Genomic DNA, 14,919 nt, shown 5'->3' on the forward strand with positions numbered 1-14,919 from the left:
TATTGATGGATCGGCCCAGGCCGATCTCACCTTTGGGAGTTTGGTAATGGCGATAGCCTCCAGTGCCTACAAGAAAGCCCTCGAGGGCAGCCAGCAGCGTAAAGAAGTGCTGGTCAAAATAGACAGGGTAAGCAAGCAGTTCGACGAAACGCTGGCGGTCGACAACGTGTCTCTCAACATCCACAAGGGCGAGATCTTCGCCCTGCTGGGGGGCTCCGGCTCCGGCAAGTCCACTCTGCTGAGGATGCTGGCGGGGTTCGAGCGCCCCACCGAGGGACGGCTGTTCCTCGACGGGGTCGACATTACCGACATGCCGCCCTACGAGCGCCCCATCAACATGATGTTCCAGTCCTATGCCCTGTTCCCCCACATGACAGTGGCGCAGAACATTGCGTTCGGCCTCAAGCAGGACGGCCTGCCCAAGGCGGAGATCGACGCCCGGGTGGAGGAGATGCTCAAGCTGGTGCAGATGACCCAGTACGCCCGCCGCAAGCCGCACCAGCTCTCCGGCGGCCAGCGCCAGCGGGTGGCCCTGGCCCGTTCCCTGGCCAAGCGTCCGAAACTGCTGCTGCTGGACGAACCCATGGGGGCGCTCGACAAGAAGCTGCGCTCCACCATGCAGCTGGAGCTGGTGGAGATCATCGAGCGGGTCGGCGTGACCTGCGTCATGGTGACCCACGACCAGGAAGAGGCCATGACCATGGCCGAGCGGATCGCCATCATGCACCTGGGCTGTATCGAGCAGATCGGCAGCCCCATGGACATCTACGAGACCCCGGCCAGCCGGCTGGTGTGCGAGTTCATCGGCAACGTCAACCTGTTCGACGGCCTGCTGGTGGAGGATGAGCAGGACCACGCCACCATCGCCTGTGCGGATCTGGAACAGCCCATCTACGTGGGCCACGGCATCAGCTCCCGCGCCGAGAACAAGAAGGTCACCTATGCCCTGCGTCCGGAAAAGCTGCTGATGAGCCTGCACAAGCCGGAGGAGATCGAGCATCCGGACTTCAACTGGACCAAGGGCGAGGTCTACGACATCGCCTATCTGGGCGGCCACTCCGTCTATCACATCCAGCTGCCCTCGGGCAAAATCGTTCAGGCTTTCATCGCCAATGCCGAGCGCCACGGCAAGCGGCCGACCTGGGATGACCAGGTGTTCCTGTACTGGGAAGATGACAGCGGCGTGGTGCTGCAATCATGAAGGCATTGAGACGACTGCAACAGGCGGGGGGGCGCCAGCTGGTGATCGGCATCCCCTTCTTCTGGCTCTTCCTCTTCTTCCTGCTGCCCTTCATCATCGTCGTGAAGATCAGCTTCGCCGAAGCGGACGTGGCGATCCCGCCCTACACCGACGTGGTGAGCTGGGCGGACAACCAGCTCACCATACTGCTCAACATGGGCAACTACCTGCTGCTGGAGGAGGATGAGCTCTACATCGCGGCCTATCTCGGCTCCCTCAAGATGGCCCTGGTCAGCACCATCCTCTGCCTGCTGATCGGCTATCCCATGGCCTACGCCATTTCGAAGGCCAACAAGGAGACCCAGACCGTCCTGCTGCTGCTCATCATGATGCCGACCTGGACGGCCATCCTGATCCGGGTCTACGCCTGGATGGGCATCCTCAGCAACAACGGCCTGCTCAACGGCCTGCTGCTGGAGCTGGGCCTCATCAGCGAGCCGCTGCAGATCCTCAACACCAACCTGGCGGTCTACATCGGCATCGTCTACTCCTACCTGCCCTTCATGGTGCTGCCGCTCTACGCGAACCTGGTCAAGCATGACCAGAGCCTGCTGGAGGCGGCCTCCGACCTCGGCGCCCGCAACCTGACCCGGTTCTGGCAGATCACGGTGCCGCTCTCCAAGAACGGCATCATCGCCGGCTGCATGCTGGTCTTCATCCCCGTGGTGGGGGAGTTCGTCATCCCCGAGATGCTGGGCGGCCCGGAGACCCTGATGATCGGCAAGGTGCTGTGGCAGGAGTTCTTCAACAACCGTGACTGGCCGGTGGCCTCCGCCCTGGCGGTGGTGATGCTGGCGGTGCTGATCGTTCCGATCATTCTCTTCAACCGCAACCAGGCCAAGGAATTGGAGGGCAAGGCATGAATAAGGAACTGCTGCTGATAGTCCCCCTGTCATTCCTGTTCAACGGTAGCCAGGCCAAAGAGCTGGAGGGCAAGGCATGAGACGTTTCGGTTTTGCCAAGCTGATGCTGTGGCTGGGGCTGCTGTTCATCTACCTGCCCATGATCATCATGGTGATCTACTCCTTCAACGCCTCCAAGCTGGTGACGGTGTGGGGCGGCTGGTCCATGAAGTGGTACTTCGGCCTGCTCGACAACAAGCAGCTGATCGGCTCCGTGTTCCGCTCCCTGGAGATCGCCTTCTACACCGCCATCGCGGCGGTGGCGCTGGGGACGGTCGCCGCCTTCGTGCTGACCCGGATCCCCCGCTTCCGTGGCCGGACCCTGTTCGGCGGCATGGTGACGGCGCCCCTGGTCATGCCCGAGGTGATCACCGGTCTGTCGCTGCTGCTGCTGTTCGTGGCCATGGCCCAGCTGGTGGGCTGGCCCGCCGAGCGGGGCATGCTGACCATCTGGATAGCGCACACCACCTTCTGTACCGCCTACGTGGCCATAGTGGTGTCGGCGCGACTGCGGGAGCTGGATCTCTCCATCGAGGAGGCGGCCATGGACCTGGGGGCCAAGCCGTGGAAGGTGTTCTTCCTGATCACCATCCCCATGATAGCCCCGTCCCTGGCGGCGGGTGGCATGATGTCATTCGCCCTGTCGCTGGATGACCTGGTGCTGGCGAGCTTCGTCTCCGGTCCGGGGTCGACCACCTTGCCGATGGAAGTGTTCTCGGCGGTGCGTCTCGGGGTGAAGCCCGAGATCAACGCCATCGCGAGCCTGATCCTGCTGTCCGTATCCCTGTTCACCTTCGGTAGCTGGTACCTGATGGCGAGGGCGGAGAAGCGTCGCCGCGCCGAGATCGCCATGACCACCCAGATGCAGGCAGTGGCCTGACCTGCCCCGTGATAAGATCCGCATTCCCCCATCCGTCAGGAGAATGGAATGCGGATCTCCCTCTTTATCGGCCAGAGCGCCGAACTGAACCCCGAACAGGCTCCCGGCCTCGTCAGCGCCATCCACAAGCAGCCTGTCGACACACCCCTGTGGTGCGGCTTCCTCGGCCTTCGCGGGGATGAGCAGAGCGACCGGCGCCACCACGGCGGTCCGGAGCGGGCTCTCCATTACTACCCCGCTGATCACTACCCCTGGTGGAAGACCTGGCAAACCGCGCTGGGCCTGCCCGCGCCCCGCACCCCCTGGCAGCCCGCCGCCTTCGGCGAGAATCTCTCTGGCCTGGGGCTCGGCGAGACGCAGGCCTGCATCGGCGATGTCTATCGTCTCGGTGAGGCTCTGATCCAGATCAGCCAGCCGAGATCCCCCTGTTTCAAGCTCAACCAGCGCTTCGGTTATGGTCAGCTGTCCCAGGTGATCCAGCTCAATGGTCGCTGCGGCTGGCTGCTGCGGGTGCTGGAAGAGGGAAGGGTGGCCCCCCAGGCCGAGCTGGTATTGGTGGACAGGCCCTACCCCGAGCTGACGGTGAAGCGCACCGCCGACATCCTGTTCAACCAGACCCGCAACGAGGAGGATCTGAAACTGCTGCTGGAGAATCCTGCCCTCTCTCCCAACTGGCGCCAGCATGCGGCTCATTGGCTGGAGCATGGTGTGGTGGCGGACTGGCGCCGGCGTCTGCTGGGGCCGGCCGAGTTCCAGGTGCCGCCGCAGGCGTGATGACGTCGCAGGAGGACGGTCGCGCTCGTTTTTTCCTCGATGCGCTGAATTGTTGAGCGGAAAGCCATTTTTTTGATGTGAATGCAAAAAAAGGCTTGTGTCGGGTCGGGGCTTTCGGTAAATTCTCGCCCCGCAGACATCGGTGTGTAGCGCAGCTTGGTAGCGCACTTCGTTCGGGACGAAGGGGTCGGAGGTTCGAATCCTCTCACACCGACCAAATTCAACAAGGGCTTAGCTTCGGCTAGGCCCTTGTGCTTTTCCGGCCTTCCAGTTCTGGTGGGCATGCCCTCTTCGCCCCCTTCTTCTCCTCCCCAGTATCAATCCCGATACAGTGTGTGCCTGGTTCGTTTGGTTTATTTATCAACGCATTGCCGTTCCCCATGACGGGTTGCGGGGGGCCCCCTGTTTCAGGCCTGTGACAGGTCTCGGCATCAGTTCCTGTAACCCCTTGTTTTTTCACTCTCCACCCGCTGGCATATGGCTTGCTCCATCGCTCTCGTCATGACGACAGGCGGTCGCAGGTGTCCGTGTTGATCGGCGCCACCCGGCCACACGAGGACAACGTCAAGGAGAGATCGACATGTTCGTCAGTAAACGATGGGCGACTATGCTGGGGGCCGTGCTCACGCTCGGACTGCTCGGCACGACGCCAGCACAGGCCGCCGACCCCGTTGGGGTTCAGACTACGCTGGAGGGCTGCCGCAAAGATGCGAGCTTTACCTTCCCCGATGGCGGCCCCTTCATCTGCCCCGACGAGGACTACACCACAGGCAACCTAGGCAAGACGTGGAACGAACTCGACCTCGTTCCTTACCGCATCACGCTGCAGGCCGGCAACTCGGCCCCGGCCAACCAGCAGTACACCCTGGGGGTGGTACTGGACAACGAGGATGCAGGCAAACCCGGATATGACATCCTGTCGGCCCCCGTGCTGAATGTGGGCAAGTCGAGCGCATCCTGCGTGGCGGCCCAATCGACACAGCAAACGCCATTGGATCCCGGCATCGGCGGAACCGACGTCTCGATTTACCGGCTGATCACGGTCACTCAGGCGAAAAACACCACCTGCGTTTACGACTACTACGGCCGGCTGGCCCTGGGGTCGCACCTGTTCCCGGGCTCGTCGCTGCACGCCAATCTCCTGGCCGAGGATCTCGGCACGGGGGGCGCTGGCGCACGGGATGTGTCGATCCCCGTCAAGGAGATCGAGCCGCAGGAAATATCCAAGACGATGACGGCTCACCAGGGGGCGGAGCAGACCTGGAATATCTCCAAGGGAACCGAAGATACCCTGGACTTCGGCAACGTCTGTCGCAGTGACGCGCCGGCATCCCTGCCCGTCCAGATCACGGTGACCTGGACCAAGGCGGAGGTCATCGGCGGCAAGGTCGCGGTCAACATAGTGCTGAACGCGAAGAACCCGGCCGCGCGCACCATCACCATCGACTTGACGGACAAGCTCTATAAGGGCTCGAACAACAGTGGCACCTTGCTGGGCACCTACAATGAGGGTCCATTCGACCTCGCCCCTGGCTTCAACGGCATGGTCGCCGAATTCACGGTCGAATTCGACGCGGCCACGGCGGGCAAGGTCGGCGACTGGCTGCACAACGAGGTGTCAGGAGTCTATACGGACAAGGCAACCGGTATCGCGGTGCCGGGCACGACGACGGCGGTCGCGGACGCCCAGATCCAGCAGGGCGCCATCACCAATGCTTCGACGACCATCAAGGACGTGGAGGAGATCGACGGCGATGGCCTGACCTATTCAGTCGCAACACCGTCGCTTGGCGGCTTCCTGGACGGCTACCTCGCGGGCGACAAGACGGATGGCGTGGTAGGGTGGCAGGTGACAGGCCAGACAGACAGCGGTTTCATTACCTTCAACAAGGAGGTCTACCTCGATGATCCCAAGCGGGTCACGACAGGCGTATTGAGAGATACCGCCTACCTGACCGCGTCGGACGGATTCGCAGCCAGCACCGACGAGCTGCAGATCCCGATCGCCTCCTCGGCCAAGGCCAAACTCACCATCGAGAAGAGCATCCCCAGCTTCCTGGATACGGGCGAGAAGCTCGAGATAACGTTCCACATTACCCGCGCCAATGATGGCACATTCAGCAAGACCAAGGTCATCACCTTCACGGGCGGTGGCGCGACGACGCAGTCCGTCACGGCATGGGGCCTGGTTCCCGACACCTATTACGTCGAGGAGCAGGGCAGCATGTTCTTCGCCGCCGGCAGCGACACGGGCGTTCCCATCGGTCTGGCCGATCCGCGCGATCCAACGGTGTACCCGAATCCCAGGACGGTGAACCTCCAGCTCGAAGACGGCATGGCGACCCGTTGCTCGGCAACCGTCGACTTCCAGAACGAGCCGACGGACGAGCCTGCCAAGGCACAGGTGGAGAAGACCACTGAGCCGGCGCTGGAAAGCTCGGATGACGACTACTACTGGACCTTCAAGCTGTATGGTCCGGGCGGCGCGCTGCTGAGCACGCAAGAAGTCGGCGCGGGTGCTGGTTACGGTACCTTCCAGGGGGGCGGTGGTGACCTGCTGCTCATGACCGAGGGTACCTACACGGTCGTGGAGACCACCAAGGCGGGCTGGGATCTGATTTCGGCCAATCCGGACTCACCGATCCAGGACAAGGTCTGCGACTTTACGGTCGACTATCCGGAGGATGCAGGCAAGGTCTTCTCCTGCTCGTTCCTGAACCGGGAACGCGGCAGGGCACAGGTCCTCAAGACCTTGAACGGCAGCGGCGATCTGGGCAGCTACTCGTTCACCTTCGTGCTGCGGCAGGGGGCTACTACCTTCTCCATCGGCGAGACTCTGGAGTCGATGTCGGCCAATGCCGGGAACGGCGGCACCCTGGCGTTTACGCAGGAGCTCATCCCCGGCCAGACCTACCAGATCTGCGAGATCGTGGGTCCGGGGTGGCTCACCAACTTCGGAACCTTCGTGCCGAATGCCTTCATGCCACCGGATGGTGTCGTCATCAACCCGAATGTCGACAACAGCATACTCTGTGGCGACTTCGAGGTGGGTCCGGGCGAAACCAAGGTGTTCAGGATCGACAACACACCGCCCCCAGGGGGTCGTGCATTGACCATCGGTTTCTGGCGGAACTGGGCGTCCTGCGCCAAATCCAATGGCAAACAGAACCCCGTGCTTGACCAGACGCTGGCCTCCTTCGCCGGTGGCGGAGTCTACATCGGCAACCTGTTCGTGGATACCTGCCAGGAGGCCGTACGTATCCTGAGCAAGCAGGATGTCGGGAGCGGCAAGCAGAAGTCGAGCGATCCGGCGTTCAACATGGCGGCGCAACTGCTCGCCGCGAAGCTGAACGCACAGGCCGGGGCCGGTGTGTGCCCGAATGCGGCCACGGCTATGGTTGCTGGCCAGGCCATCCTCGATGGCGCACCGCCGAGCTATGCGGTGAGCTTCACCGGGATGGGGGATTATCCGAAGAAGGGTCAATTTGCGACCGAGGCGAACAACCTCGCCACGTCGCTTGACCAGTACAACAACAACTACCTGTGTGCCGGGCCGTAAAGAGGCCGCACACAAGGTGTCCAGCGAGGGCCCGGCGCAAGCCGGGCCCTCTTTTTAATCTGGCGGGCAAGGCGGTGGCTGTATGTGGTGGGTTTGGCAGCACCTGCTCGGTGCCTTGCCACTGTGCGGTCAGACAGGGGGCAGGGCTGCTGCTGGTGTCTTGTGGCCGGCATACGGACGGTCAGACGTGAGGGAGCCGGGTTGGCAGAGCATCGGCGAGCTTCGACAAGATGAGGCACCAGCGCGCCAGCCGGCGGCTTGCGGGAGTCGGAGCCTGCCGTCATCTTGTCGCGCTGAGGCGGTTCACCCCCATGGCAGCCTGTCTGCAGGGATCGTGGGGAACATGGGGTGACGCTGTCCCGGACCTGGGGTCTTGCTGACAGCTCTCCACCAAGGGTCGCATCGCGTGCAGTTGGACATTCGGCACTGACTGGCGTGTCTGAATGGCGGGGAGATAGACGGGGCATGGCGCCCAATTAAAAGGGCCACCGCTCGGTGGCCCCACGGGTGGAGTCTGATCCTGACTCCGGCACTCTAGATTGTGGCAATCTCGTTGTGGGTCTTGTCGATGGTGCCCTCCTTGCGCGCCAGGCGCGTGATCAGATATGCCAGTGTTGATGGCGCAATGCCTTGAAGCCGTGTTGAGTTTGCAGAGCCGCATGCTTGGGGTACTCGCTGATGAAGTGTTCGAGACCCTCCACCAGTTGTGAGCGCAACGAAGACACGGGCTCATGCCAGGCTTGCAGGCAGAGATGGCCGGGGATCAACTGCTCTCGATACGCTTCCAGCAGTTGTTCTGGCCAGGGCTCGATATGGGAATCATGACGCAGCAAATAGTGGGCGGCGGGTTCACGGGCATAGATGAACTGAACTTGGGCCAGGTCGCGTTGGCTTAGCGTTTGGCTGCCGATGTGGCAAGTCAGATATTTTCCCGTCTTCAGATTCAGGAAGTGACCGCGTTGCCGACAGGCAATGATGCGATACCAGGGCAGGGGTGAACAGAGAGAATACCCCTCCAGCTCCTGTTCCAACCAGTGACGACACTCAGGCGTCTGCACCTGTTCGCGCATGGCCTCGAGCTGTGTCAACAAGGCTCTGGATGGTTGGGTAGCCAGTGTCGCGCTCATCGTCTGCAATCCTCCCTCTGCACAGAATCCCGACTTTCAGTATGGACCTTGGCCGACGGAGGGGGGTAGCAATTCTAATGATTAAAATCGGCTTAGAAGCGCACTTTTTATTCAATAAAGGCCACTAGCCGACCAGGTAGGTGCCGGTGCCGAAGGCGATGTGGGTCCCTTCTTCGTTGTGCAGTTCCATACGGGCGACGGCCACCTTGCTGCCGGCCCGGATGATGTGGGCGGTGGCGATGAACTCGTTGCCGCGCCCCGGGCGCAGGTAGTCCACCCGCAGGTCTATGGTGCCGAGGCGGGAGAAGCGCTCCTTGAGGTAGCTGGGGGAGAAGTCCTCCAGCTCGTCGATGCAGGAGGCCGCCACTATCATGCCGCCGGCCACGTCCAGCAGGCTGGCGGTGACGCCGCCGTGCAGGATGTTGTGGAAGGGGTTGCCGACCAGCTTCTCCTCCATCCTGATGCGCAGCTCCACCCTGTCGAAGTCGTAGTGGGTCACCTGCATGCCGATCAGCTTGTTGAAGGGCATCTTCTCGGCGAACAGGTTGGCAATGCCACTGAGCGCCATCTTCTTGAGCATCTGTTTCATTCTCTGAGTCCGATCCCTGTCATCAAAGCCGAGTAAAAACTCCAGCCAGTCTGCAACACTTCCTTAACAGTCGCAATGCCAGGTTTATTGTGAGCGGCGGCTGCTTTAGAATGGCGACCCCAAAGGAGAGCACATGACCGCGATTGCCGATACCTTGCCCGATACCCCCCTTGCCCTGCTGCAGGCGGTGTTTGGCTATCAGCAATTCAGGCCGGGCCAGCTCGAGATCATCGAGCAGATAGTGGCGGGGCGCGATGCCCTGGTACTCAAGCCCACCGGTGGCGGCAAGTCCCTCTGCTACCAGATCCCGGCGCTGCTGCGCCCCGGCCTGGGGGTGGTCGTCTCGCCGCTTATCTCGCTGATGAAGGATCAGGTGGACAGTCTGCGCGCCAACGGGGTGGCAGCGGTCTACATCAACTCGGCCCTGAGCCGGGAGGAGATGATCCAGAACTTCGCCGCCATGCGCCGCGGCGAGATAAAGATCGTCTACGTCTCCCCCGAGCGGCTGCTGCAACACGAATTCATGGATCGGCTGGCGGAGCTGCCGCTCGGCCTGTTCGCCATCGACGAGGCGCACTGCGTCTCCCAGTGGGGCCACGATTTTCGGCCGGAATACGCGGCGCTGGGGCGGCTCAAGCAGTGGTTCCCCCAGGTACCCGTGGTGGCGCTCACCGCCACCGCCGACGAGGCGACCCGCAGCGATATGCTGCACCGGTTGGAACTGAGCGATCCCTTTATCCACACCGCCAGCTTCGACCGGCCCAATATCCGCTACAGCCTGGTGGAGAAGTTCAAGGCGGCGGAACAGCTGCTGCGCTATGTGCAGAGCCAGAAGGGCAATTGCGGCATCGTCTACTGCTCCAGCCGCAACCGGGTGGAGGAGGTGGCCGAGCGGCTCTCCCGCCACGGCTGCAAGGCGGCCCCCTATCACGCCGGTCTGCCACTGGAGCTGCGCCAGCAGACCCAGGAGGCCTTCCTCAAGGACGACATCGAGATCGTGGTGGCGACGGTGGCGTTCGGCATGGGCATCGACAAGCCGAATGTGCGCTTCGTGGTGCACTACGACATCCCCAAGAACATCGAGTCCTACTATCAGGAGACCGGCCGCGCCGGGCGTGACGGCACCCCGGCCGAGGCGCTGCTGCTCTACGATCCCGCCGACATCGGCCGGGTGCGGCGCCTGCTCGACAACATCGAAAACCCCCAGCAGTTGCAGGTGGAGCAGTACAAGCTCAACGTGATGGCGGCCTTCGCCGAGGCACAGACCTGTCGTCGCCAGGTGCTGCTCAACTACTTCGGCGAGTACAACGACAAGCCGTGCGGCAACTGCGACATCTGCCTCGATCCGCCCCAGAGCTATGACGGCACCGAAGATGCCCAGAAGGCGCTCTCCTGCGTCTGGCGGGTAGGGCAGGCCTTCGGGGTGGGCTACGTGGTGGAGGTGCTGCGCGGCTCGCTCAACCAGCGCATCAAGGATCACGGCCACGACAAGCTCTCCACCTACGGCATCGGCAAGGATCAGAGCCACGAGTACTGGATGAGCGTCATCCGCCAGCTGATCCACAAGGGGCTCTTGACCCAGAACATCACCCGCAACCTGGTGCTGCAGCTCACCGAGGCGGCCCGCCCGGTGCTGCGCGGCGAGGTGAAGCTGGATCTGGCGGTACCGCGTCTTCAGCCCATCTCCAGCCGCAAGGAGAAGCGCAACGGTCTGCTCGACAGCGCCAACTACGACAAGCGGCTGTTCAAGGAGCTGCGCGCCCTGCGCAAGCAGATCGCCGAGGAGGAGGAGGTGCCGCCCTACGTGGTGTTCAACGACGCGACCCTGGTGGAGATGGCGCAGCTCATGCCGATGACCGAAGACGAGATGCTGGCGGTCAACGGCGTCGGTCACCGCAAGCTGGAACGCTTCGGTGAGGCCTTTATGGACCTTATCATCGACTACTGCCGGCGGTAGGGTCGATTAGCGCAGCGTAATCGACCGCATCGGGGATAGGGCGTCGCCAGGCTACTTCAGGCTGGCGTAATAGGCTGCCAGGTTCTCCATGTCCGCCTCGGTGAGCGCCGCCATGAAGGGCACCATCAGGGGCTCCTTGCGGCTGTCATCCTTGAAGGCCTTCAGCTGTTTCACCAGATAGGCGGCATTCTGGCCAGCCAGGTGGGGATAGACGGGCACGCTCGCCTTGCCATCCACGCCGTGGCAGGCGGCACAGACCGCCGCCTTGGCCTTGCCCGCGTCGATGTCGGCGGCCTTGACCTGATGTCCCCAGGCCAGCGCCAGCAGGGGTAGGGTATAGACCCACTTTGGCATCTTCTTCTCCTTGAAATGAATAATCGCGATCGCCTGTTAGCCTCAAGGGGCCGGCGGCGGTATAAAGGTGACACGAGCATACGCAGAGACAACCCCCATCACCATGAAGCTGATCAACACTTTCGCCACCGAGCTGCCCTGGGCCTGCGAGCCCGTCGCGCCCCAGCCCCTGCACAACGCCAGACTGCTGCACCTCAATCAGGGGCTGCTGCGGGAGCTGGGACTGGACCGGGTCAGCGCGGCCGATTGGCTGGCCTGCTGTGGTCTGGGGCAGCCCCTGTCCGGCATGCAGCCGGTGGCCCAGGTCTATGCGGGCCACCAGTTCGGCGGCTACAGCCCACGCCTCGGCGATGGCCGGGCGTTGCTGCTGGGGGAGCAAGAGGCGCCGGATGGCAGCCGCTGGGACCTGCATCTCAAGGGAGCGGGCAAGACCCCCTTCTCCCGCTTCGGCGACGGCCGCGCCGTGCTGCGCTCCAGCATCCGCGAATACCTCGCCTCCGAGGCGCTGCATGCCCTCGGCATCCCCACCACCCGCGCCTTGGTGCTGGTGGGGAGCCAGGAGCCGGTCTACCGGGAGCAGGTGGAGACGGGGGCGACCGTGCTGCGCACCGCGCCCAGCCACCTGCGCTTTGGCCACGTCGAGTATTTCGCCTGGAGCGGTCAGGGGGAGAAGATCCCCTTGCTGATCGACTATGCGCTGCGGCACCACTTCCCCGAGCTGACCGATGGCGCAGAGCTGTTCGCCGAGGTGGTGCGGCGTACCGCTCGCCTCATCGCCAAGTGGCAGGCGGCGGGGTTCTGCCACGGAGTGATGAACACAGACAACATGTCCCTGCTCGGCCTGACCCTGGATTACGGCCCCTACGGCTTCATCGACGCCTATGTGCCGGACTTCGTCTGCAACCACTCGGATCCGGGCGGTCGCTATGCGCTGGATCAGCAGCCGGCGGTGGGGTACTGGAACCTGCAGAAGCTGGCCCAGGCGCTGGCCGGTCATGTGGATGGCGACGCGCTCGCGTCGGCCCTGGCCCAGTATGAACACCAGCTGATGCTGCACTACTCCGAGCTGATGCGCGCCAAGCTGGGGTTGGCGGTGTGGGAAGAGGACGATCCTGCCCTGTTCCGCGAGCTGTTCCGGCTGCTGGCGGCGCACGGGGTGGATTACCACCTCTTCCTGCGAAGGCTCGGGGAGCTGACCGTACAGGGGACCTGGCCCACCGCTCTGCTGGCGCTGTTGCCGGACCCGGCCGCCTGGCAGGAATGGCTCGAAACCTATCGGGCGCGCCTGGCCAGGGAAGGGAGCGAGGATGGAGCGCGCAAGGCGCGCATGGATGCCATCAACCCCAAGTATGTGCTGCGCAACGCCCTGGCCCAGCGGGTGATAGAGGCTGCCGAGGGAGGTGAGATGGCGCCGTTCGAGCGGCTGTTTGCGGCCCTGCAGCAGCCCTATGCAGAGCAGCCCGAATACGAGGATCTCGCTACTCCGCAACCAGCATGGTATTGCGGCGGCGAGCTCTCTTGCAGCAGTTGAGGACCCGGATGAAAGAGATGAACTGGCAAGTGGTGGGCATTGATGAGGGCGCTGGCGTGCTGATGCTGGATTGCCCGGGCCTTGACTGGGACAACTTTCCGGCCCTGGCCGAGGGGCTGCTGCGGGAGTGGGAGCTGGCGGCGATCGAGCGGGAGTGGGGCGCCGATCGCCACGGCTGGCTGCTGGAGTTCGAAGGCAGCCGGCTGCGGCTGGAGTATGAGCATCACAGCGGCTGCTGGATGACGGCTGTGCACCCCGCCGATGGCGAGGTCGTACTCTGGCTGGGGCGACGGCATAAAGGGTGAGCCGTGGCTGGCGGAGCCCATGACGTCGTCCTTTGGCGACTGCCGTGGCGAGCCAGCGCGACAGCATAAAGATTGAACTATCGGTATTGGGGCGTATAATCGCGCCCCTCGATTATCGCCATGGTGGCGATATGGGTTCCCTAACCCCATTAACCAAAAAGGTCACAATATGAACCTGACTCCGGCTCAGTACCAGACGGCACTGATGCGTCTCTCGTTGTTCCACATCCTGATCATCGCCGGCAGTAACTACCTGGTGCAGCTGCCGATCACCATCTTTGGCTTCCACACCACCTGGGGTGCCTTCAGCTTCCCGTTCATCTTCCTGGCCACCGATCTGACGGTGCGGATCTTCGGCGCCGGCCTGGCCCGCAGGATCATCCAGACCGTGATGCTGCCGGCATTGACTGTGTCCTACGTGCTCTCGGTGCTCTTCTTCGAGGGCAGTTTCCAGGGGGTGGGCAACCTGGCGGAGTTCAATATATTTGTTGCCCGGATCGCGTTAGCCAGCTTTATGGCCTATCTGGTTGGCCAGTTCATGGACGTGGTGGTATTCAACCGCCTGCGCCTGCTGAAAGCCTGGTGGGTGGCACCGGCGGCCTCCACCTTGTTCGGCAACCTGGTGGACACCATCGCCTTCTTCAGCATCGCCTTCTGGCGCAGCACGGATCCCTTCATGGCCGAGCACTGGGTCGAGATAGCGACCGTGGATTACGTATTCAAGCTGCTGATAAGCCTGGGGTTGTTTGTGCCGCTCTACGGCGTGCTGCTGCGCTACCTCAGCCGCAAGCTGGTGGGGGAGGCGGGGCTGGACGGCCTGCAAACCGCGGCCCGTCAAGCCTGATGGAAGATGACCACCCTGGGGTGGTCATTTTTTTCGCATTTCTTGCAAATAAGGCTTGCACAGTTAAATGAGAATGATTATTGTTACCTTGTTTTCCGGGAAAGACTTCATTTGTTCCAACGTGATGGACTTCTTGTGAAGGCACGACATTGCTCACATTGCTTCCAGTTAAGGGGCCAGTAGTTTACTGGCCCTCTTTTTTTGTTATTTTTCAGACCCTTGCAGCCTGAGCTCGGCCATAAAAAATGGGAGCCAGGGCTCCCATCTTCAGTCTGTGTCCGCTTACTCGATGTCTAGGGCATCGGGGGAGAGGATGACCCCTGTGGTATCGGCGTAGAGGTGATCGTCTGGCAGGAAGGTAACGCCGCCGAAGTTGACCGGCAGGTCGGTCTCCCCGATATCCTTGCTGTCGGCACCCACCGGAATGGCAGCCAGCGCCTGAATGCCGATATCCAAGTCTTCCAGAATGTCGACCTCGCGCACGCAGCCGTAGCAGACGATCCCTTCCCACTCGTTCTCCGCCGCCGTGGTGGCGATCTCGCTGTCGATCAGGGCGCGGCGCATGGAGCCGCCACCGTCGATCAGCAGCACGCGACCGGCGCCGTTCTCCTTGACCAGCTCACGGATCAGGCCGTTTGATTCGAAGCATTTGACCGTGGTGATGACGCCGCCGAAAGAGGCGCGGCCGCCGAAGGAGCAGAGCATGGGTTCGAGCACATCCACCATGTCCTGATAGATGTCGCACAGTTCTGAAGTGTTGTATTCCATTGTGTCAGATCCACCGCTGGAAACAGGTGGATCCAGTATAAGGAGTGGGGTTGGCATTTCAATGAATATTCCTTGAACGGACATATGGA

13 protein-coding genes and 1 tRNA gene are annotated in these 14,919 nt (G+C 62.4%); 10 read left to right on the forward strand and 4 right to left on the reverse strand.

Annotated elements, in window-relative coordinates; all coding sequences use genetic code 11:
- The first annotated feature begins 46 nt into the window (after positions 1-46).
- The 6 genes from potA (at position 47) to I6L39_RS07380 (ending at position 7,355) form a co-directional block, all read left to right on the forward strand.
- Positions 47-1,201 carry a polyamine ABC transporter ATP-binding protein gene (gene potA / locus I6L39_RS07355; protein WP_042077118.1) on the forward strand — a complete coding sequence of 385 codons (1,155 nt, stop codon included), beginning with the start codon at positions 47-49 and terminating at the stop codon, positions 1,199-1,201.
- On the forward strand, positions 1,198-2,103 hold the full coding sequence (locus I6L39_RS07360; protein ID WP_042077120.1) for an ABC transporter permease subunit: 906 nt from the start codon (positions 1,198-1,200) through the stop codon (positions 2,101-2,103). The genes potA and I6L39_RS07360 overlap by 4 nt, the downstream gene beginning before the upstream one ends.
- A 76-nt stretch (positions 2,104-2,179) precedes the next feature.
- Complete coding sequence (locus tag I6L39_RS07365) at positions 2,180-3,022, forward strand: ABC transporter permease subunit (RefSeq protein ID WP_042077122.1); 843 nt, start codon at positions 2,180-2,182, stop codon at positions 3,020-3,022.
- 48 nt (positions 3,023-3,070) lie between these two features.
- Complete coding sequence (locus tag I6L39_RS07370; protein ID WP_216991436.1) at positions 3,071-3,796, forward strand: MOSC domain-containing protein; 726 nt, start codon at positions 3,071-3,073, stop codon at positions 3,794-3,796.
- A gap of 140 nt (positions 3,797-3,936) precedes the next feature.
- Positions 3,937-4,013: transfer RNA gene (locus I6L39_RS07375), tRNA-Pro, on the forward strand.
- Between the two features lie 363 nt (positions 4,014-4,376).
- Positions 4,377-7,355 (forward strand): hypothetical protein, encoded by a 2,979-nt coding sequence (locus I6L39_RS07380; RefSeq protein WP_216991437.1) that lies wholly within the window; start codon positions 4,377-4,379, stop codon positions 7,353-7,355.
- 599 nt (positions 7,356-7,954) lie between these two features.
- Here the strand turns inward: I6L39_RS07380 and I6L39_RS07385 are convergent.
- Complete coding sequence (locus tag I6L39_RS07385) at positions 7,955-8,482, reverse strand: hypothetical protein (protein ID WP_084202773.1); 528 nt, start codon at positions 8,480-8,482, stop codon at positions 7,955-7,957.
- Positions 8,483-8,606: 124 nt separating this feature from the next.
- On the reverse strand, positions 8,607-9,071 hold the full coding sequence (locus I6L39_RS07390) for a thioesterase family protein (RefSeq protein WP_042077125.1): 465 nt from the start codon (positions 9,069-9,071) through the stop codon (positions 8,607-8,609).
- 133 nt (positions 9,072-9,204) lie between these two features.
- Here I6L39_RS07390 and recQ point away from each other — a divergent pair, with 133 nt between their 5' ends.
- Positions 9,205-11,028 carry an ATP-dependent DNA helicase RecQ gene (gene recQ, locus I6L39_RS07395; protein ID WP_216991438.1) on the forward strand — a complete coding sequence of 608 codons (1,824 nt, stop codon included), beginning with the start codon at positions 9,205-9,207 and terminating at the stop codon, positions 11,026-11,028.
- Between the two features lie 51 nt (positions 11,029-11,079).
- On the opposite strand, the gene I6L39_RS07400 is transcribed toward recQ, so the two are convergent.
- A complete protein-coding gene (locus tag I6L39_RS07400; RefSeq protein WP_216991439.1) occupies positions 11,080-11,382 on the reverse strand; it encodes a c-type cytochrome in 303 nt (100 codons plus the stop codon).
- A 103-nt stretch (positions 11,383-11,485) separates the two neighbouring features.
- Here I6L39_RS07400 and I6L39_RS07405 point away from each other — a divergent pair, with 103 nt between their 5' ends.
- The 3 genes from I6L39_RS07405 (at position 11,486) to I6L39_RS07415 (ending at position 14,062) form a co-directional block, all read left to right on the forward strand.
- Positions 11,486-12,913, forward strand: a complete 1,428-nt coding sequence (locus I6L39_RS07405) for a YdiU family protein (RefSeq protein WP_216991765.1) — start codon at positions 11,486-11,488, stop codon at positions 12,911-12,913.
- A 17-nt stretch (positions 12,914-12,930) separates the two neighbouring features.
- Positions 12,931-13,218, forward strand: a complete 288-nt coding sequence (locus I6L39_RS07410; protein WP_216991440.1) for a DUF3630 family protein — start codon at positions 12,931-12,933, stop codon at positions 13,216-13,218.
- 169 nt (positions 13,219-13,387) lie between these two features.
- Positions 13,388-14,062 (forward strand): 7-cyano-7-deazaguanine/7-aminomethyl-7-deazaguanine transporter, encoded by a 675-nt coding sequence (locus I6L39_RS07415; protein ID WP_216991441.1) that lies wholly within the window; start codon positions 13,388-13,390, stop codon positions 14,060-14,062.
- A gap of 282 nt (positions 14,063-14,344) precedes the next feature.
- On the opposite strand, the gene rraA is transcribed toward I6L39_RS07415, so the two are convergent.
- The gene (gene rraA / locus I6L39_RS07420) at positions 14,345-14,830 is read right to left on the reverse strand and encodes a ribonuclease E activity regulator RraA (protein WP_042077135.1); all 486 of its coding nucleotides are present in this window, start codon (positions 14,828-14,830) and stop codon (positions 14,345-14,347) included.
- Between the last annotated feature and the right edge of the window lie 89 nt (positions 14,831-14,919).

The sequence above is a fragment of the Aeromonas sp. FDAARGOS 1409 genome (assembly GCF_019048705.1).
Lineage (GTDB): Bacteria > Pseudomonadota > Gammaproteobacteria > Enterobacterales > Aeromonadaceae > Aeromonas > Aeromonas sanarellii.